General features: G+C 67.2%; 17 protein-coding genes. 7 read left to right on the plus strand and 10 right to left on the minus strand.

Going from position 1 to position 18,491, the window contains the following annotated elements:
* Positions 1–40 precede the first annotated feature (40 nt).
* The 3 genes from rpsB to ACW18A_RS07750 all read right to left on the minus strand — a co-directional run bounded on the left by rpsB (position 41) and on the right by ACW18A_RS07750 (position 4,750).
* A complete protein-coding gene (gene rpsB, locus ACW18A_RS07740) occupies positions 41–922 on the minus strand; it encodes a 30S ribosomal protein S2 (RefSeq protein WP_492024194.1) in 882 nt (293 codons plus the stop codon).
* 250 nt (positions 923–1,172) lie between these two features.
* The gene (dnaE, locus tag ACW18A_RS07745) at positions 1,173–4,628 is read right to left on the minus strand and encodes a DNA polymerase III subunit alpha (protein WP_492024365.1); all 3,456 of its coding nucleotides are present in this window, start codon (positions 4,626–4,628) and stop codon (positions 1,173–1,175) included.
* 32 nt (positions 4,629–4,660) lie between these two features.
* Complete coding sequence (locus tag ACW18A_RS07750) at positions 4,661–4,750, minus strand: hypothetical protein (protein WP_492024195.1); 90 nt, start codon at positions 4,748–4,750, stop codon at positions 4,661–4,663.
* A 157-nt stretch (positions 4,751–4,907) separates the two neighbouring features.
* Here ACW18A_RS07750 and ACW18A_RS07755 point away from each other — a divergent pair, with 157 nt between their 5' ends.
* The gene (locus tag ACW18A_RS07755) at positions 4,908–5,024 is read left to right on the plus strand and encodes a hypothetical protein (RefSeq protein ID WP_303695797.1); all 117 of its coding nucleotides are present in this window, start codon (positions 4,908–4,910) and stop codon (positions 5,022–5,024) included.
* Between the two features lie 74 nt (positions 5,025–5,098).
* Here ACW18A_RS07755 and ACW18A_RS07760 read toward each other — a convergent pair whose 3' ends face one another.
* From ACW18A_RS07760 to folK, 3 genes are all read right to left on the minus strand, one after another.
* On the minus strand, positions 5,099–7,279 hold the full coding sequence (locus tag ACW18A_RS07760) for a RelA/SpoT family protein (RefSeq protein ID WP_492024196.1): 2,181 nt from the start codon (positions 7,277–7,279) through the stop codon (positions 5,099–5,101).
* A 101-nt stretch (positions 7,280–7,380) separates the two neighbouring features.
* A complete protein-coding gene (gene rpoZ / locus ACW18A_RS07765; protein ID WP_492024197.1) occupies positions 7,381–7,740 on the minus strand; it encodes a DNA-directed RNA polymerase subunit omega in 360 nt (119 codons plus the stop codon).
* Positions 7,741–7,827: 87 nt separating this feature from the next.
* The gene (gene folK, locus ACW18A_RS07770) at positions 7,828–8,397 is read right to left on the minus strand and encodes a 2-amino-4-hydroxy-6-hydroxymethyldihydropteridine diphosphokinase (RefSeq protein WP_492024198.1); all 570 of its coding nucleotides are present in this window, start codon (positions 8,395–8,397) and stop codon (positions 7,828–7,830) included.
* On the opposite strand from folK, the gene ACW18A_RS07775 reads away from it, so the two are divergent.
* Both ACW18A_RS07775 and ACW18A_RS07780 read left to right on the plus strand, forming a co-directional pair.
* Positions 8,396–8,977: a LabA-like NYN domain-containing protein gene (locus ACW18A_RS07775; RefSeq protein WP_492024199.1), complete on the plus strand. Its 582-nt coding sequence runs from the start codon at positions 8,396–8,398 to the stop codon at positions 8,975–8,977. The genes folK and ACW18A_RS07775 overlap by 2 nt on opposite strands.
* On the plus strand, positions 8,974–9,606 hold the full coding sequence (locus ACW18A_RS07780) for a uracil-DNA glycosylase (protein WP_492024200.1): 633 nt from the start codon (positions 8,974–8,976) through the stop codon (positions 9,604–9,606). The genes ACW18A_RS07775 and ACW18A_RS07780 overlap by 4 nt, the downstream gene beginning before the upstream one ends.
* Here ACW18A_RS07780 and smpB read toward each other — a convergent pair.
* Both smpB and dapA read right to left on the minus strand, forming a co-directional pair.
* Positions 9,603–10,106, minus strand: a complete 504-nt coding sequence (gene smpB, locus ACW18A_RS07785; protein ID WP_492024201.1) for an SsrA-binding protein SmpB — start codon at positions 10,104–10,106, stop codon at positions 9,603–9,605. The two genes, ACW18A_RS07780 and smpB, sit on opposite strands and share 4 nt — an antisense overlap.
* Positions 10,106–10,996, minus strand: coding sequence for a 4-hydroxy-tetrahydrodipicolinate synthase (gene dapA, locus ACW18A_RS07790; protein WP_492024202.1), 891 nt, complete (start codon positions 10,994–10,996; stop codon positions 10,106–10,108). The genes smpB and dapA overlap by 1 nt, the downstream gene beginning before the upstream one ends.
* A 112-nt stretch (positions 10,997–11,108) precedes the next feature.
* Between dapA and ACW18A_RS07795 the strand changes: the two genes are divergently transcribed.
* Entirely contained in the window at positions 11,109–13,157 is a 2,049-nt protein-coding gene (locus ACW18A_RS07795) for a lytic transglycosylase domain-containing protein (protein WP_492024203.1), read from the plus strand.
* Between the two features lie 4 nt (positions 13,158–13,161).
* Here the strand turns inward: ACW18A_RS07795 and ACW18A_RS07800 are convergent, their stop codons facing one another.
* A complete protein-coding gene (locus tag ACW18A_RS07800; protein WP_492024204.1) occupies positions 13,162–13,788 on the minus strand; it encodes a TetR/AcrR family transcriptional regulator in 627 nt (208 codons plus the stop codon).
* 139 nt (positions 13,789–13,927) lie between these two features.
* Here ACW18A_RS07800 and ACW18A_RS07805 point away from each other — a divergent pair, with 139 nt between their 5' ends.
* The 3 genes from ACW18A_RS07805 to ACW18A_RS07815 all read left to right on the plus strand — a co-directional run bounded on the left by ACW18A_RS07805 (position 13,928) and on the right by ACW18A_RS07815 (position 17,175).
* Positions 13,928–15,343 carry a glycosyltransferase family 2 protein gene (locus tag ACW18A_RS07805; protein ID WP_492024205.1) on the plus strand — a complete coding sequence of 472 codons (1,416 nt, stop codon included), beginning with the start codon at positions 13,928–13,930 and terminating at the stop codon, positions 15,341–15,343.
* Positions 15,344–15,484: 141 nt separating this feature from the next.
* A complete protein-coding gene (locus ACW18A_RS07810; protein ID WP_492024366.1) occupies positions 15,485–16,384 on the plus strand; it encodes an RsmD family RNA methyltransferase in 900 nt (299 codons plus the stop codon).
* A complete protein-coding gene (locus ACW18A_RS07815; protein ID WP_492024206.1) occupies positions 16,381–17,175 on the plus strand; it encodes a TrmH family RNA methyltransferase in 795 nt (264 codons plus the stop codon). The genes ACW18A_RS07810 and ACW18A_RS07815 overlap by 4 nt, the downstream gene beginning before the upstream one ends.
* Here ACW18A_RS07815 and ACW18A_RS07820 read toward each other — a convergent pair.
* The gene (locus ACW18A_RS07820) at positions 17,172–18,458 is read right to left on the minus strand and encodes an MFS transporter (protein WP_492024207.1); all 1,287 of its coding nucleotides are present in this window, start codon (positions 18,456–18,458) and stop codon (positions 17,172–17,174) included. The genes ACW18A_RS07815 and ACW18A_RS07820 overlap by 4 nt on opposite strands.
* Positions 18,459–18,491: the final 33 nt, after the last annotated feature.

The following is an 18,491-nucleotide window of genomic DNA, read 5'->3' on the forward strand; positions in this document are numbered from 1 at the left end:
GTCAGTTTTGCGGACGGCCCGGATCGCCGGACCGATCCGATCAGGCGTTGGCTTGCTCTTCTTCAGCAGCCGGCTCTTCGACGGGGGTTTCTTCACCCGAAGCCGCCAGCATTTCCTCGGCGACAGCCTCGGCGCCCGCGGGGGCGGCGTCGGCTTCAACCGGGGCCGAAGCCTCGGCCAGCATCGGCTCGACGGGGTTTTCCGAAGCGCCCAGATCGACGCCCGAATGGGCGGCGCCGGCGGCCAGACCGTCGAGGACGGCGTCGGCGATCAGATCGCAATAGGTCTGGATGGCGCGCGCGGCGTCATCGTTGCCCGGGATCGGATAGGTGATGCCGTCGGGGTCCGAGTTGGTGTCCAGAATGGCGATGATCGGGATGTTCAGCTTGCGGGCCTCAAGGATCGCGATCGCTTCCTTGTTGGTGTCGATCACGAACATGATGTCCGGGATCGAGCCCATGTCGCGGATGCCGCCCAGCGACAGCTCCAGCTTTTCCTTCTCGCGGCCAAGGTTGACCAGTTCCTTCTTGACCCGGCCCTCGCCGCCGCGCTCCAGGATGCCTTCCAGCTCGCGCAGGCGCGCGATGGAGCCGGACACGGTCTTCCAGTTGGTCAGGGTGCCGCCGAGCCAGCGGTTGTTCATATAATACTGGGCGCAGCGCTTGGCGGCCTCGGCGACCGGCTCTGCGGCCTGGCGCTTGGTGCCGACGAACAGGACGCGACCACCCTTGGCGGCGACTTCGCGCACGGCCACCAGAGCCTGGTGGAACAGCGGCATCGTCTGCGACAGGTCGATGATGTGGATGTTCGAGCGCGAGCCGAAGATGTAGCGCTCCATCTTCGGGTTCCACCGGTGCGTCTGGTGGCCGAAGTGAGCGCCGGCTTCGAGCAGGGTGCGCATGGAGAAGTCTGGCAGAGCCATCTTTGGAAGTCCTTTTTCCGATTATTCCGCCGCAGGCGGTGAAAGGACCGGATGGTCCCTCGGAACGGAGCGCTTCAGGATGTCTCCCCGAAACGCGCCACGCCTGCGTGTGAAGTGGGCGGGCTTCTAGGCCTGGACTGCCAGGAAAGCAACCCTCTCCCGGCGGGACAGGGCTTGAGCGCACCAGAGCGGATCAATGATCCTTGCGCAAAACGGGGAGGAATTCACCTGAAAGACAGCCGGGCCGACCTCATGCGTCCTCCAGCATCAGCACCCCGGGGGCCGACTTCAGCGCCCCGCGCAACGCCCCGTCCAGCCGGTAGCGCCCCGGCAGCCGCATCTCGACCTCTCGCCGTCCGTCCAGCGAGGCAATCAGGGTGATTTCGCCGCCCTTGCCCTGCGCCTCAGCTCGCGCCAGCCGGGCCTGAATCGCTGCCGGGTCCGTTGATCGCGCGGACACATGGACCCGCAGCCCCACCGAGGCATCGTCCACCAGCGTATCGAGCCGCGAGCAGTCGTCGCCGAAGAACCGCACCTCGCCGTCCGCCGATTTGACCCGCACCCGAACCATCAGGGCCGAACCGACCTCCAGCAGGTCGCGGCATTTCCTCAGCTGTTCCGGCGGGAACAGACATTCGAACTCGCCGGTCGGATCGGAGAAGGTGACGAAGGCGAATTTCTCACCGTTCTTGGCACTGGCGCGCTCCTGACGACGGCGGACGACGCCGGCCATCATGAAGGCGTCGTGGCCCTGTTCGGCGCGCTGCACCGCCTCGGCGACGAAGGTCACGCGCTTCCGGCGCAACGCCCCCTCCATGTCCTCCAGCGGGTGACCGGACAGATAGAATCCGACCGCCGACAGTTCCTGATCCAGTCGTTCCGGCCCGATCCAGGGTTCGACGCTCTTGAGGCGTGGCCGCGACGCCGCTGCCTGATCGGCGCCGAACAGACTGACCTGCGATGAGGTCCGGTCCGCCGCCACGCTCTGGCAATAGGCCATCAGCACATCGGCCTGTTCGAACAACTGGCGACGGTTCGGGTGGATGCTGTCGAACGCCCCGGCCCTGGCCAGACCTTCCAGCGCCCGCTTGTTGACCGCGCGCGGATCGACCCGTTCCAGGAAGTCGAAGATGTCAGTGAATCGCCCGCCGGTCTCCCGCACCTCGACGACGTGCTTCATGGCCTCGAGGCCCACGTTGCGGATGGCGCCCAGCGCGTACAGGACCGCGCCCTTGCCCTCGTCGTCCCAGATCACATCGAAGTCGGCCGAGGAGGCGTTCACGTCGGGCGCCCGCACCGGCACCCCGAACTTGCGGGCATCCTGATAGAAGACCGCCAGCTTGTCGGTGTTGGACAGGTCCAGCGACATCGAGGCGGCGAAGAACTCGACCGGGTGGTTCGCCTTCAGCCAGCCGGTCTGATACGAAATCAGCGCATAGGCGGCGGCGTGCGACTTGTTGAAGCCATAGCCGGCGAACTTGGCCACCAGTTCGAAGATGCCGTCAGACTGCTGTTCCGGCACGGACTTTTCGGAGGCGCCGGCGATGAAGCGCGCCTTCTGGATGTCCATCTCCTCCTTCTTCTTCTTGCCCATGGCGCGTCGAAGTAGGTCGGCCTCGCCGAGAGAATAGCCGGCCAGGATCTGGGCGATCTTCATCACCTGTTCCTGGTAGATGATGACGCCGTAGGTCTCCGACAGCGTCTCCCGCAGGGACGGATGCAGGTAGTCGACCTCCTGTCGTCCGAACTTGCGGTCGATATAGGTGTCGATCATCTCCATCGGGCCCGGCCGGTAGAGGGAGATCAGGGCAGTGATCTCCTCGATCGAGCCGCAGCGCATCTTCCTCAGGGTGTCGCGCATGCCCTGGGATTCCAGCTGGAACACCCCGACTGTCTGGCCCGAGGCCATCAGCTCATAGGTCGATGTGTCGTCCAGCGGCAGCAGGTTGAAGTCCAGCGCGGCGCCCCTGCGGCTCAGATAGCCGTGGGCCCGGTCCAGAACCGTCAGGGTCTTCAGGCCGAGGAAGTCGAACTTCACCAGCCCGGCCGGCTCGACCCATTTCATGTTGAACTGGGTGGCCGGAATGTCCGAGCGCGGGTCCTGATAGAGGGGCGTCAGTTCGACCAGGGGCCGGTCGCCGATGACGATGCCGGCGGCGTGGGTCGAGGCGTTGCGGTAGAGACCTTCCAGCTCCAGCGACGTCGCCAGCAGATTGGCCACGGCCGGCTCGGCGTCGCGGGCCTCTCTCAGACGCGGTTCGATCTCGATGGCCTGGGCCAGGGTCGTGGGATTGGCCGGGTTGTTCGGCACCATCTTGCAGAGCCGGTCGACCTGACCGAGCGGCATCTGCAGCACCCGACCGACGTCGCGCAGAACGGCCCGCGCCTGAAGCGTGCCGAAGGTGATGATCTGGGCGACCCGGTCCTTGCCGTATCGCTCCTGCACATAGGTGATCACCTCCTCGCGCCGCTCCTGGCAGAAGTCGATGTCGAAGTCGGGCATGGAGACCCGCTCGGGATTCAGGAACCGCTCGAACAGCAGGCCGAACCGCAGGGGGTCGAGATCGGTGATGGTCAGGGCCCAGGCGACCAGAGACCCGGCCCCCGACCCCCGCCCCGGCCCGACCGGAATCCCGTGCGACTTGGCCCATTTGATGAAGTCGGCAACGATCAGGAAATAGCCGGGGAAGCCCATCTGGGTGATGATCCCGACCTCCCACTCCAGCCGGGTCCAGTAGTCGGCCTCGGGTGCGGACGGCGTCACCTGTTTCAGACGCGCCTTCAGACCCTCGCGCGCCTGGTGCATCAGCTCGTCGGGCTCGGTGCGCCCGTCGCCGGCGTCGAAGCGCGGCAGGATCGGCGGATGGGTCTTGACCAGGAAGGCGCAGCGCCGTGCGATCTCGATCGTGGTGTCGCAGGCCTCGGGCAGGTCGGCGAACAGGGTCCGCATCTCGGCCGCCGTCTTGAAGAAATGCTGGTCGGTGATCCGGCGGCGATCCTCCTGACCGGTGAAGGCCCCGTCGGCGATGCACAGCAGGGCGTCGTGCGACCGCGCCTGGTTCTGCTTCGCGTAGTGGACGTCATTGGTCGCCGTCAGCGGCACGTCGTTGGCATAGGCCCATTCGACCAGACCACGCTCGGCGGCGGCCTCATCCGCCAGGCCGTGGCGCTGAAGCTCGACATAGAAGCGGTCGCCGAACACCCCGGCCATGGTTGCCAGCGTGCGGGCCGCTTCGCCCGGCTTGTTCTGCACGAACAGGGGATCGACGGGACCGTCGGGCCCGCCGGACAGCAGGATCAGCCCCTCGGACAGTTCCGCCACCCGGCTCCAGGCGACATTGGGGTCGTCGTCGCCCGCCAACAGATAGGCTTCGGACGACAGGGCGCAGAGGTTTCTCCACCCCTTTTCGCTCTGGCAGATCAGCACGACCGTCGGCGTCTTGGCCCAGCGCTCGCCGCGCTTTCCGCCGATCCCGGTGACCGGTAATGCACAGGCGATCAACGGTTGCACCCCGGCGCCCTTGGCCGCTTCGGAGAACTCCAGCGCCCCGAAAAGGTTGACCCGGTCAGCCACGGCCACCGCCGGCATGCCCGCATCGGCCGCCAGCCGGCCGACCTTGCCCGCCTTGATCGCGCCTTCCAGCAGCGAATAGGCCGAGCGCACCCTCAGATGGACGAAACCGGTCTCTGCGGGCGTATCGGTGATGGCCTGAACCTCGAGCGCAGGCCGGAGGCGACTCATCTCGCCAACAAGGCGACCTGCCAGACCATCCAGACAAAGCCGCCGCACGATGCAAGCGACAGCGCTTCCCGAACCACCCGTGTCATCGTCTTATCCCCAGATTGCGTGTTCCGGTATTGTTCTATGTTGGCTGTTTGTTCTCGTCAACAGGTTTGTGAACCGATGGCGACGCGCGGTGGAAAGGTCTAGGTTCGATGCAGACAGCGCCCGCCCTCCCGGCGGCGCGCGTCAGGAGTACCGGCCATGGCCAAGGGTCAAGTGAAGTCGAACAAGGAAGTCCGCAAACCCAAGGCCGAGAAGCCGAAGCCGGCCGTGTCGGTTGGCACCTCGCCCTTCACCCAGCCTCCGGGCAAGAAATAGTCGTCAACCCCACCCCGTCATCCTCGGGCTTGTCCCGAGGATGACGGGGTTGGAGGATTGGCGAAACGAGCGCGCTACCCCCGCGACCGCTCGACCGTATCCACACTGGGGTTGGCCCTCAGCGCGGCCATGATGCTGGTGGCGTGTTTCGCGTCGGCGACCTCGACGTCCAGATCGACGTCGAAGAAGTCCGACTGCCGATGGGCCATCTTGAGGTTCAGGATATTGCCGCCGGCCTCGCCGATCATCGTCGCCACCTGACCCAGAACGCCCGGCGCGTTCTGGATGGTGGCGCGCAGCCGGGCGACGCCGACCACGCCCTGTTCGGCCTGAGGCGTCCATTGGAGATCCTGCCAGACACTGTCGTCGTCGGCGAAATCGGCCAGTTTCTGGCAATCGATGACGTGGACGGTCAGCCCCTTCTCGGGCTCCAGGATGCCGACGATCCGGTCCCCCGGCACCGGCGTGCAACAGGCGCCGAAATGGATGCTGATCCCGGGGGTCAGGCCGCTGCCGCGCACGAACAGCCGCGCCTGGGCGTCGCCGATCTTCTTGCGGTCGGCACCCGCAGTCAGCGTGCCCTTCAACGCCGGAAACAGGGTCTCGACCACCTTGTTGGCCGTGAGCCGTCCTCGTCCGACGGCGTCGAACAGATCGTCCTGGGTCCCCGTCGCCAGGGTCTCGACCGCCGCCTTCAGCGACACCTCGGCCAACGACTTGCCCGCCCGCGTCAACGCCTGTTCCAGCGTGGTCTTGCCCAGCTTCTGGAACTCGTCCCGCTCGGACGAGCGGATATGTCGACGGATTGCCGAGCGCGCCCGACCGGTCACGGTCAGGCTGCGCCAGTCGGCCGGGGCCTCACGCTTCTTGCCGCGAATGATCTCGACCACATCGCCGTTCTGGAGCGCCGTGCGCATGGGCTTCAGCTCGCCGTTGATCTTCACGCCCACGGCCGTGTCCCCGACCTCGGTGTGGACCGCATAGGCGAAGTCCAGCGCCATCCCGCCGCGCGGCAGGGTGATCAGGGCACCCTTGGGCGTGAAAACGAAGACCTGGTCGAGGTACATCTCGAGCTTGGCGTGCTCGACCCAGTCCTCGCCCCCCTCCCCATGCTCGATGACCTGCACGAGGTGGCGCAGGTTCTGCAGCGGGTCGCGCCCGCCGTCCTTCTCCATCGCCTCGGGGTCGAACCCGTAGGAATGGTTCTTGTAGGCCCAGTGCGCTGCAACCCCGTCCTCGGCGACCCGGTCCATGGCCTCGGTCCGGATCTGCATCTCGATACGCAGCCCGCCCGGCCCGACCACGGTCGTGTGCAGGGAGCGGTAGTTGTTCGACTTGGGCGTGGAGATAAAGTCCTTGAACCGCTCCGGCACCATCGGCCAGGCGCGGTGGATGACCCCCAGCGCGCGATAACAGTCGTCCTCGAACGCGACGAGGACGCGGAAGCCGTAGATGTCCGACAGGGCCGAGAAGCCGACCGACTTGCGCTGCAGCTTCCTCCAGATCGAATAGGGCGTCTTCTGGCGGCCATAGACGCGCGCCGGGATGCCCGCCTCGCTCAGCACCTTCTGGATTTCGGCGGCGACACCTTCAGTCGCATGGCCGTGTTCCAGCTTCAGCGCCTCCAGCCGCCGCTCGATCGCGGTCCGGGCCGTGGGGTTCAGATGCTCGAATGCCAGCTCTTCCAGCTCGGAGGCGATCGAGTGGATGCCGATGGACCGGCCCAGCGGCGCGTAGACTTCCAGCGTCTCTCTGGAGATCCGTTCACGCTTCTCCGGCTTGACGTATTTCAGCGTCCGCATGTTGTGCAGACGGTCCGCCAGCTTCACCAGCAGGACGCGGACATCCTTGGAGATGGCCAGGATGAATTTGCGCAGGTTCTCGGCCTGGCGCGTGTGCTCGGCCTGGAGCTCCAGCCGGCTCAGCTTGGTCACCCCCTCGACCAGGCCGGCGACCTCCTCGCCGAACATGGCGGCGATGTCGTCACGCGTCGCCGAGGTGTCCTCGACCACGTCGTGGAGCAGGGCGGTGACGATGGTGGCGGTGTCGAGCTTGTAGTCGGTCAGGATGCCCGCGACCTGGATCGGGTGGGCGAAATAGGGGTCGCCCGAGGCCCGCAGCTGCGAGCCGTGCATCTTCATCGCATAGACATAGGCCCGGTTCAGCAGGGCCTCGTCGGCAGTGGGGTCATAGGCCTTGACCGCTTCGATCAGCTCAAACTGGCGCAGGACCGGAATGCGTTTCGCCGCCGGCATCACTGCCGACGGCGAAACGATATCATTGGCAATCGTGGTCGGCGGCGGGGTCGAACCGGACCGCGCCGGGAGAATGGTGATACCGTTGGCGGGTTCGGCCGTCAGTACCGCTCCTCCTGGCCACCGTCCCGGTCGCTCTGCAGCGCGCGGATCAGTTCGGCCTCGGCCATGTTCATGTGCTGCGGCTCGGCCAGCAGACCGACGATTTCCGCCTCGTCCTCGGCTTCGGTGCGCTCGTCGACGCGTTGCAGGGCGACCACGACGGTCTCCAGCAGTTCGGCGGGGACGACGGTGTCTTCTGCGATCTCGCGCAGGGCGACGACCGGGTTCTTGTCGTTGTCGCGATCGATGGTCAGCGGCGCGCCGTTGGCGATGGCGCGGGCGCGGTTACCGGCCAGCAGGACCAGGCCGAACCGGTTCGGCACCTTCTCGATGCAGTCTTCGACAGTGACGCGAGCCATGAGAATCCTTCGGGGTCGGCGGGAGAACCGCGCCAGATACAGGTATGGGCGTGTTTGTGCAACGCCACACGGGCGGTTTTACGGCGATCAGGTCCTTGCCCGCGCGTCGATCCCCACCGTCGTACGTCCGGCGAGAGCTGCGGAGGTCTCGCCCAGCACGGGATGCCGCCACTCCGGTGCGATCTCGGCCAACGGCCCCATGACGAACAGACGGTCGGCCGCGCGGGGATGCGGCAGGATCAGCCCCTCGCAATCCCCCTGCTCCCGGCCATAGGCGATCAGGTCCAGATCCAGCGTACGCGGTGCATTGGCCGCCGAGCGCCGCCGCCCGAACGCCTCCTCGATCCGGCCCAGGGCCGCCATCAGGGCGTGAGGATCGTGGGCGGTGCGAACCAGGACGACACCGTTCAGGAAGGACGGATCGTTCGGGTCGGGCCAGGCCAGCGACGACCACCAGCTCGACCGCGCCACGACGTCGATGCCTTCGGACCGGAACCGGGCCAGGGCCGCCTCCAACGCCTCGCGGCACGACGCCCACACCCCCTTGTCATTGCAGCCCAGCGCGACGATGACGGCCGCATCCAGATCCAGGTCGTCGTCGATATTGACGCTGACCACTACAGGCTCTGTGACCGATTCCGGGGACGCGACTTCCATGAGACTCTATCCGACCGACCGCCTGGCGTTGTTTATCGACGGGGCCAATCTGTATTCGGCGGCCAAGGCCCTGAACGCGGATATCGACTTCAAGAAGATGGTCGATGCGTTCCGGGAGAAAGCCGTCCTGGTTCGCGCCCATTATTACACGGCGGTGACCGAGGGCGAAGAGTTCTCTCCGATCAGGCCCCTGATCGACTTCCTCGGCTACAACGGCTTCACCCTGGTGACCAAGCCCGTGAAGCGGTTCACCGACGCCCAGGGCCATAGCCGGACCAAGGGCAATATGGACATCGAGATCGCCGTGGACATGCTGGAGCTGGCCCCGCGCATCGACCACGCCGTCCTGTTCTCCGGCGACGGCGACTTCCGCCGGCTGGTCCAGGCGGTCCAGGCGAAGGGCGTCCGGGTGACCGTCGTCTCCACTCTCAAGAGCCAGCCTCCGCATATCGCAGACGAACTGCGCCGTCAGGCCGACGACTTCGTCGATCTGGCTGACCTGCTTCAGGACTACGGTCGCCCGCGCAGCCCGGGTGCCGCGCCGACGGTGCGGACCTTCCCGGCGGATGACCGCGCATGACCCCCGAACCGCCCCGCGATTGTCCGCTGTGCCCCCGCCTCGTCGCCTATCGCGAGGAGAACCGGAGCCAGAGCCCGGACTGGTTCAACGGACCCGCCCCGTCGTTCGGCGATCCCGACGCCCGCCTGCTGGTCGCCGGTCTTGCCCCGGGCCGGACGGGCGCGAACCGCACGGGTCGCCCCTTCACCGGCGATGGCGCAGGGGTGATCCTGTATGAGACCCTGATCAGGACCGGCTTTGCCACAGGCCAGTACGACGCGCGGCCGGACGACGGACTCGAGCTGGTCGACTGCATGATCACCAATGCCGTCCGCTGCGCCCCGCCGCTGAACAAACCCCTGCCGATCGAGGAGAAGACCTGTCGTCCCTTCCTGATCGACCGTCTGGCCGCCCTGCCCCGGCTCAAGGTCATCGTCACCCTCGGCGACGTGTCGAGGAAAAGCGTGCTGAAGGCGCTCGGCGCGCCCGCCTCGGCCATGGCGGCCGGCCACGGGGTTCAGGCCAGGGTCGGCAGATACACCCTGATCAACAGCTTCCACTGCTCCCGGCTCAACACCAACACGGGCCGGCTGACGCCGGAAATGTTCGAGGACATCTTCCGGCGGGCTCGGGCGGTGATCGAAGACTAACCCTTGTCCCGCATCAGCCGGGCCTTGTCCCGCTGCCAGTCGCGATCGGCCGAGGCCTCGCGCTTGTCGTGCAGCTTCTTGCCCTTGGCCAAGGCGATCTCAAGCTTGGCCTTGCCGTCGTCGTTCAGATAGAGCTTCAGCGGAATGATCGTCTGGCCGTCCTTCTGGACCGCTCCGATCAGCCGGTCGATCTGCTTCCGGTGCAGAAGCAGCTTCCGCGGCCGGCGCGGTTCGTGGTTGAACCGGTTGGCCTGGGCATAGGGCGGGATATCGGCGTTGATCAGCACGATCTCGCGCCCCTCAACGGCTGCATAACTCTCGGCGATATTGGCCCGTCCCATGCGCAGGGCCTTGATCTCGGTCCCCAGCAGCATGATCCCGGCCTCGAGATTGTCCTCGAGGAAATAGTCGAACCGCGCGCGACGGTTCTCGGCGATCAGCTTGGCCTTGGTGATCGGCGCCTTGACGGTGGCCGCGGCCTTTTCCCGGGTCGTGGCCATCAGAGACCCGCCGCCGCCATCGCCGCATCGATGGCCGGCTTGACCGCATCGTTCGTCGGGATCAGCGGCAGCCGCATCTCCTCGCTGCAGAGCCCGAGCTTTGCCAGGGCGTATTTGGCGGGAGCCGGAGAGGCGTCCAGGAACAATGCCTTGTGCAGACCGATCAACCGGTCCTGCCACGAGCGGGCGGTCACGAAATCGCCGGCGGCGACCGCCTTGTACAGGGCCACCATCGCCTCCGGCGCCACATTGGCGGTCACCGAGATCAGGCCGACGCCGCCGTGCGCCATATAGCCGGGGAAGCTGTGGTCGTCGCCGGAGATCAGGTCGAACTGGGCGTCCGAAGAGACGAGATTGGCGTGCATCCAGCTGGCCCGGCCCATGTCAGCCGTGGCGTCCTTGATGGCGACGATGTTCGGGTGTTTCGCCAGTCGGGCGACACTCTCGTTCGACAGATCGACGCCGGTCCGGGAGGGAACATTGTAGAGGATCAGCGGCAGCTGCACCGCCTCCGCCACCGCTTCGAAATGGGCGATCAGCCCCGCCTGGGACGGACGGTTATAGTAGGGCGTGACGACGAGAGCTCCGTCGGCACCGCAGGCCTTGCCGTGAGCGGCCAGATCGATCGATTCGTAGGTCGCGGGCGAACCGGCCCCCGCGATGACCCGGATCCGCCCGGCCGCGACCCGGACGCACAGCGAGGTCACGCGCTTGTGCTCCTCGATGGTGAGGCCACCGCCCTCGCCGGTCGTGCCGACGGCGACGATACCGTGCACGCCTGCGGCAATCTGGCGCTCGACGAGGCGTTCCAGCGCGGCTTCGTCCACGTTTCCGTCACGAAGTGGTGTGATCAGGGCGGTGATCACACCCTTGAACAAGGGGGCGGTCATTGAAACAAGTCTACCTTGCGTGGGGATGGCGACGGGCGCCTGAAACGAGACGCAAGAGGGTAGGTTGCCGGGCTCAAACCCGCAACCGGGATGAATGGGGATCGGACACATCATGCTCGCGACCAGCCTCGCGGCCCTACTGGCCGTTCTCGCGCCTGTTCCGCAGACCGTCGATCTGAACCGACAGCCGACGCCCTATGTGGCGGGCCCGAGCGGATATCAGGCCCGTATTCTCAGCGACGCAGACACCGCTTCCTTCCGTGAGGGTCTGGCCGCCGCCCGCGCCCGCGACGTGATCGGAACCCAGGCCGCCCTATCCCGCATCGGCGACCAGACGGCCCGCAAACTGGTTGAATGGGCTCTGGTCGACACGGCCGCCGCCCAGCTTTCATACACAGAGCTGTCCAACGACGTTCAGTCCCTGCGCGCCTGGCCCCGCGCCGAGACCCGGATCGCCGCGGGCGAACAGGCGCTGGAGCGCGCGGGCATGGGCACCGATGCGACCCTGGCCTTCTTCGGCTCCTCGCGCCCGACCACGGTGCAAGGCGCGATCGCCCTGACCGAGGCCCTCGACCAGGGTGGTCGTCAGGCCGAAGCCCGCGCCCTGATCGGCGAATGGTGGAGGACCCAGTCGTTCGACGAAGCGACCCAGAGCCGCATCCTCGGCCGCTGGGGCTCTTGGCTGACACCGGTCGATCACGACGCCCGCATGAACATGTTGCTCAGCGGCCCCCACGGCCCGGCGACGCGCGCCATGCTCAACCTGGTCTCGATGGAGCGCCGCGCGACAGCCACCGCCGCGATGACCCTGCGCAGTGCCTATTCAGCCGACGGCGTCGTCGCCAACCTGTCGCCGTCGCAGGCGATGGACCCGGCGGTGGTGCTGGAACGCGTCCGCATCCTGCGCGCCGCCAACCGCCAGTCCGAGGGCTTCGCCCTCCTGTCCGCCCTGCCCGCGGCGCCCCTCCATACCGATGGCCAGACCGCTCTTTGGAACGAGCGCCGCAACTATTTCCTCGACGCCCTGGAACGCCGCGAATGGCGCGCGGCCTATGACGCCATGGCCGGTCACGGCTTCCCGGCGGGCGAGCGCAAGGTCGACGCCGAGTTCTTCGCCGGCTGGGCCGCCCTGACCAAGCTCGGCGATCCCGCCCGCGCCGCCGGTCATTTCGAGACCCTGCGCCAGTCGTCCTCGACCCCGATCACCCAGGGTCGCGCCCTTTACTGGCTCGGCCGCGCCGCCGAGGCGCAGGGCGATCAGGCCCGCGCCCAGGCCTTCTTCCAGGGTGGGGCGCGTCACATCCAGACCTTCTACGGCCAGCTCGCCGCCGAGAGGGCCGGGATCACCACCCTGACCCTGCCCGCCGAGCCCGTCCCGACCCGGAACGACGTCGGCACCTTCGAGGCCAACGAGGTCGTCCGCGCCGCCCGCATCCTGGGCGAGACCGGCGAGATGAGCCTGTATCGCGTCTTCGCCTACCACCTGGACGACACCCTGCCGGGCATCAACGACCTGGCGCTGCTGATGGACATGACGCGCGGCTATGGCGACGGCTTCGCGGCCATGATGGTCGGTCGCGCCGCCAGCCAGCGCGGCTTCCTGCTGCCCGAGCGCCAGTACCCGATCCGCATCCCGCCCGAGGTCGCCGGCGCCGCCCCCCTGGCCTTCACCCTGGCCATCACCCGTCAGGAATCCAGCTTCGACCCCCGCGCCCGCTCCGGCGCCGATGCCCGAGGCATGATGCAGTTCCTGCCCTCGACCGCCTCGGGCGTCGCGCGTCGTCTGGGCATGAGCTATTCGGCCGAGCGGCTGTGGGACGCGGACTACAACATGACCCTGGGCAGCTATCATCTCGGCGAGCTGATGAGCCAGTTCCGGGGCTCCATGCTGCTGACCACCGTCGGCTACAACGCCGGCCCGGCCCGGTCTCCGCAATGGGTGGCCCGTTGCGGCGATCCGCGCGGCGGCGTTGCAGGGGGCGGCATCGATCCGGTCGATTTCATCGAGTGCGCGCCCTTCACGGAGACACGCAACTACATGATGCGGGTGATGGAGAACATGGCAATCTACAAGGCCCGCCTGAACGGCGGCTCCGCCCCGCTCACGACTTCGGCCGACATCGCGCGCGGCGCCGGAGGTCCCCAGCCCTACCAGCCCTGAGCGTTCAGGGCTTGAACAACCCCGTGAAAAGGGCGTCGAGCATGGTCCGGGTCAACAGGTTGCGATCGACCCAGCCGAAATAGGGTTTGGTGATCACCAGCGAGACGACGCCGTGCGCTCCTGCCCAAAGTGTCTGGGCCGTGGCGCGGGCATCCCCTCGAAGATGGCCGGCAGCGCCCGCCTCCTCGACGATCGCCTCGAACCCCCGAAACAGGTCGCCGCCCAGCATCTGGGCCGCACTCTGGGCACCGTCCCGCGCCTCGATCGGTCGGGTCAGATAGGTCAGGCGATAGGCGTTGGGGTTCTCGAAGCCGAAATCGACATAGGCCTCCATCAGCCTGCGCAGGATCACGTCCGGCGACCCGCCCTCCGCGACAACCGCCGCGTTCGCAGCCTGCAGCCGCGCGAAGGCCAGGCGGCAGATCTCGTGAAGGATCTCGCTCTTTTCGGAGAAGTGCATGTAGAGCGCCGTCGACGACAGGCCGACCTCGTCGGCGATCCGGCGGATCGTCGCGCCCTCGTATCCAACGTCGACGAAAATGCGCTCCGCAGCTGCGAGAATCTCCGCACGGCGGGCGTACCCCTCGCCTTTCGGCTTGCGGGTCGAGCGGGACGGAGCTGTTGAGGACATTACGGTTTCAGCCGACACGCTGAGCTCCCTGAAGGAGAACCGACGCGCCAACGGGGCCCGCCTCAACCCTGCATAGCCCGATTGCCGCGACGGCGCCAACGGCTTGCCCCATACACAACCTTGAGATATTTCGTTAACCATGGCGAGTATTCAGGGCGGCACGATCACTTCGGCGCGCGGGTATCCCTACCGAGCGGATATGCGGTCGTGCGGCCTCGGCCAATCGATCGTCGCCGCGATGGTCGCCGGTAGTCTGGCATGGGCCCTCGCCACGAACGGCCCCGTCACCGCGTTGGTTCTTGTCCTGCTGGCGCAGATCATCTTCCTCGCCGCATCCGCCTGGCGCGTCCTGCTGATCATGGTGAGCCTTCGCCTCGACCCCGATCCGGAGCCGGCGACCGAACTCCCGCGCTACACCATCCTCGCCGCACTGCTCGACGAGGCGGAGATCCTGCCCCAGCTCATCGAACGCCTCGACTCGATCGACTATCCCCGCAACCGGCTCGAAGGCTTCCTGCTTCTGGAGGCGCACGATCATCCAACCCTTGACGCTGCCGCAGAATGCGCGCTCCCGGCCTGGCTGAAGGTGCTCGTCGTGCCGGACAGGGGGCCGAGAACCAAACCGGCGGCGCTCAACGCGGGCCTCGCGGTCGCTTCCGGCGCGCTACTGACGGTCTATGACGCCGAGGACGATCCGGACCCTCAGCAGTTGCGCGAGGCCGCCGCCCGTTTCGCGGCAGATCCAACGGGCCGGCTGGCCACACTCCAGGCACCGCTGCGGATCCGTCCGCCGGCCGGCTCCGGAAGCCGCTTCCTCGATCGGCAGTTCGCGGTCGAATACGCTGCCCTGTTCGAAGTCACCCTTCCCGCCCTGGCGCGGCTGGGGCTTCCATTTCCACTCGGCGGCACCAGCAATCACTTCAACGTCCAGGCTCTGCGCGCGGTCGGCGGATGGGACGCCCACAATGTGACCGAGGACGCCGACCTGGGATTCCGCCTGTGGCGCAGCGGCTACCGCCTCGGTGCCATCCGGCGTCCGACCTATGAGACACCGCCCGGCGGCATGATCGACTGGCTCCCGCAGAGGACACGCTGGCTCAAAGGCTACATGCAGACCTGGGGCGTCCACACCCGATCGCCGGCCGGGCTGGGCTGGCGCGGCGGCCTCTCACTGACGATGACCCTGGGGATGTCACTCCTGGCCGCCCTCGCCCATGCGCCTTCACTGGCCTGGCTTATTGCCACGATCGCCATTTCAACGATGGCGGGTCTGCCGCCGGAAGCGCCGCGGTTCGCCCTGGCAGTTCTCGTCGCAGGGTTGGCCGCCGCCTGGCTGAACGGAAAGATCGGCGCGCGACGGGCGGGCGCGCCCTACACCGCCGCCGACATGATGGTGGCCCCGGCCTACTGGTCGCTGCTGACGCTCGCATTCGGCCACGCGGCCTGGCGTCTGGCGGCCGAACCCTTCGCCTGGGACAAGACCCGACACCGCCGCGATCCGGCCATCGAGATCGCGGCCCTCGCGGAGGTCGACGCTGGACGCGAGGCCGCCTGACGGCAGGGCTCTTGATCGGTTGAGGAGGAATCGCCACGCGATTCCGCTGATGCCATAGATCAAGGCCCAGCTTGATTCTGGAGCCTGATCTGGCCGGAAAAGCGCTTACACTTTTCCGGATCAGGCTCTAGAGCCATGCCGATGCCGCCCGTCCTGTCCCCTCTGCCCGAAACCCTCGTCACGCGCGGCTGGCCGGATTATGCCCTGCTGGACAGCGGCGATGGGCGGAAGCTGGAACGCTATGGCCGGTACACGGTCGTCCGGCCCGAGCCCCAGTGTTTCTGGAAGCCCCGCGACCCCGCCGCCTTCGACCGCGCCAACGCCGTCTTCGACCCCCAGCAGGAGGAGGAGGACGCCGGCCGCTGGCGCTTCGACGCACAGGGCACGATCGATGCCTTTCCGCTGAGCTGGCGCGATGTCCGTTTCACGGGCCGTTTCACGCCGTTCCGCCACCTCGCCTTCTTCCCGGAACAGGCCGCCAACTGGGACTGGCTGAACGCGCGCATCCGCAACCTGCAGCGCCCGAAGGTTCTCAACCTCTTCGGCTACACCGGCGTCGCTTCCCTGGCAGCCGCTGCAGCCGGCGCCGAGGTGACCCATGTCGACGCCTCCAAAAAGTCCGTCGCCTGGGCCCGCGAGAACGCCGAGCTCTCGGGCCTGTCCGACAAGCCGATCCGCTGGATCGTCGACGACGCCCGCAAATACGTCGCTCGCGAGGTCCGCCGCGGTGCCAAATACCAGGGCATCATCCTCGACCCGCCCAAATACGGACGCGGCCCGACGGGCGAGGTCTGGCGCCTGTTCGAGGACATGCCGGGCCTGCTCGCCGACTGCGCCGCCCTCCTGGCCGACGACGCCGATTTCCTGCTGATCAACGCCTACGCCGCGCGCATCTCCGGCCTGTCTCTGGCGCACCAGATGAAGGAGGCCACGGCCGATCGCGGCGGCCGGATCGACTGGGGCGAACTGGCCCTGTCCGAAGAGGGTCCCGACGCCCGCGCCATCGGTCTAAGCTTCTTCGCCCGGTGGTCGGCGTCATGAGCGAAGACCGCCTGATCACCTCCCTGACCAATGACACGGTCAAGGCCGTCCGCGCCCTGCACATGCGCAAGGAGCGCGAAGCCACCGGCCTGTTCCTGGCCGAGGGTCTGAAATTCATCGGCGAGGCCCTGGACCAGGGCCGCGCGCCCCGGATCCTGCTCATCGGTATGGAAGCCCGTCCGCATCCCCTGCTGGACCGCGCACGCGCCGAGACCCTCAAGGCCGGCGGCGAGATCGTTGTGGTCACCCACCCGATCCTCGAGAAGATCAGCCGTCGCGAGAACCCCCAGACCGTCCTGGGCGTCTTCGAACAGGCCTACACCCCCCTGTCGGCGCTGCAGCCCGGGACCGCGCCCTGCTGGGTCGCCCTGGAACAGGTCCGCGATCCCGGCAATCTCGGCACCATCATCCGCACGGCCGACGCGGCCGGCTGCGGCGGCGTCATCCTGATCGGCGACTGTGTGGATCCCTTCTCGGTCGAGGCCGTCCGCGCCACCATGGGCTCGGTCTTCGCCGTCGCCATCGCCCGGACGAGCCCGACCGACTTCCTGGCCTGGCGCGAGACATGGCCAGGCAGCGTCGTCGGCACGCGCCTTGACGCCACCGTCGACTATCGTTCGGCCGCCTACGCCAGACCCAGTTTGATCCTGATGGGCAATGAGCAGGCCGGTCTGACCGATGCGCTGGCGGCCGCCTGCGACGTCAACGTCAAGATCCCGATGCGCGGAAAGGCGGACAGCCTGAACCTGGCCATCGCCACCGGCGTGATGGTCTATGCGGTGACCGACTAGTCCTCGTCCTTCAGACGGGACATGCCGATCAACGCCAGAACCGTGACCACCGCCGTCGCCGCCAGATACAACCCCACCGCCGGCACGCCATAGGTCTTGGCCAGAGACGTCGCCGCATAGGGCGCGACCGATGCCCCGGCGATTCCCGCCAGGTTGAACGCCATCGACGCGCCGGTGTAGCGGACCGCCGCCCGGAACGGTCGCGCCATGGCGGAACTGAGCGGTCCGTAGGTCGCCCCCATCAAGGCGAAGCCCAGCGAGAAAAAGATCAGCAGCCCCGTCAGCCCGCCGTTGAACAGCGGCGCGATCAGGAAGCCGAACAGGCCGATCCCGACCGAGGCGATGATCAGCACCTTGATCTGTCCGAACCGATCGGCCGCCAGGGCCGAGATCGGGATGAAGGCCCCGAAGAAGATCACGCCGACCAGCTGGGTCGGCAGGATGTCGGCGCGGGTGAACCCCATGGTCGTCGTCGCCCAGCTCAGGGCGAAAACCGTCATCAGATAGAACAGCAGGAAGGTGGTCGTCGCGCCGAGCGTCCCCAGGATCAGCGCGCCCTTGTAGCTCGCCAGCAGGGTCAGAACCGGCGTCCTGACCCGTTCGGCCCGCTCGATGACCCGGCTGAACTCCGGCGTCTCGGTGATCTGGAGCCGAACCCACAGGCCGACGATGACCAGGACCGCGCTGGCCAGGAACGGTGTCCGCCAGCCCCAGCTCAGGAAGGCCTCGTCGCTCATCGTCGAGGTCAGGACGATGAAGGACCCGGTCGACAGGATGAAGCCGATCGGCGCGCCCAGCTGCGGGAACATGCCGAACCAGGCCTTGCGTCCCGGCGGCGCGTTCTCGGTCGCCAGCAGCACGGCCCCACCCCACTCACCGCCCAGCCCAAGCCCCTGACCGAACCGGCATACGGCCAGAAGCAGCGGCGCGATGACGCCGATCTGGGCATAGGTCGGCAACAGGCCGATAGCGACCGTCGAGACCCCCATAGTCATCAGAGCCGCGACCAGGGTGGCCTTCCGCCCGATCCGGTCTCCGAAATGGCCGAACACGACGGCGCCTATGGGTCGGGCGAAGAAGGCAAGAGCGAACGTGGCAAAGGATTGTAGTTGCGCCGTCAGGGGGTCGCCACCGGGGAAGAACAGGGCCGGGAACACCAGCACTGCCGCCGTGGCGTAGATGTAGAAGTCGAAGAACTCGATCGTCGTGCCGATCAGGCTCGCGAACAGGACCCGGCGCGTCGAGGCCGGGCTGGGCGCGATCAGCAGTGCAGGTTCGGTCAACGGTATTCCCCTGGGGCATTATCACTTGAGACA

It is taken from the genome of Brevundimonas sp. AVps5, assembly GCF_058681515.1.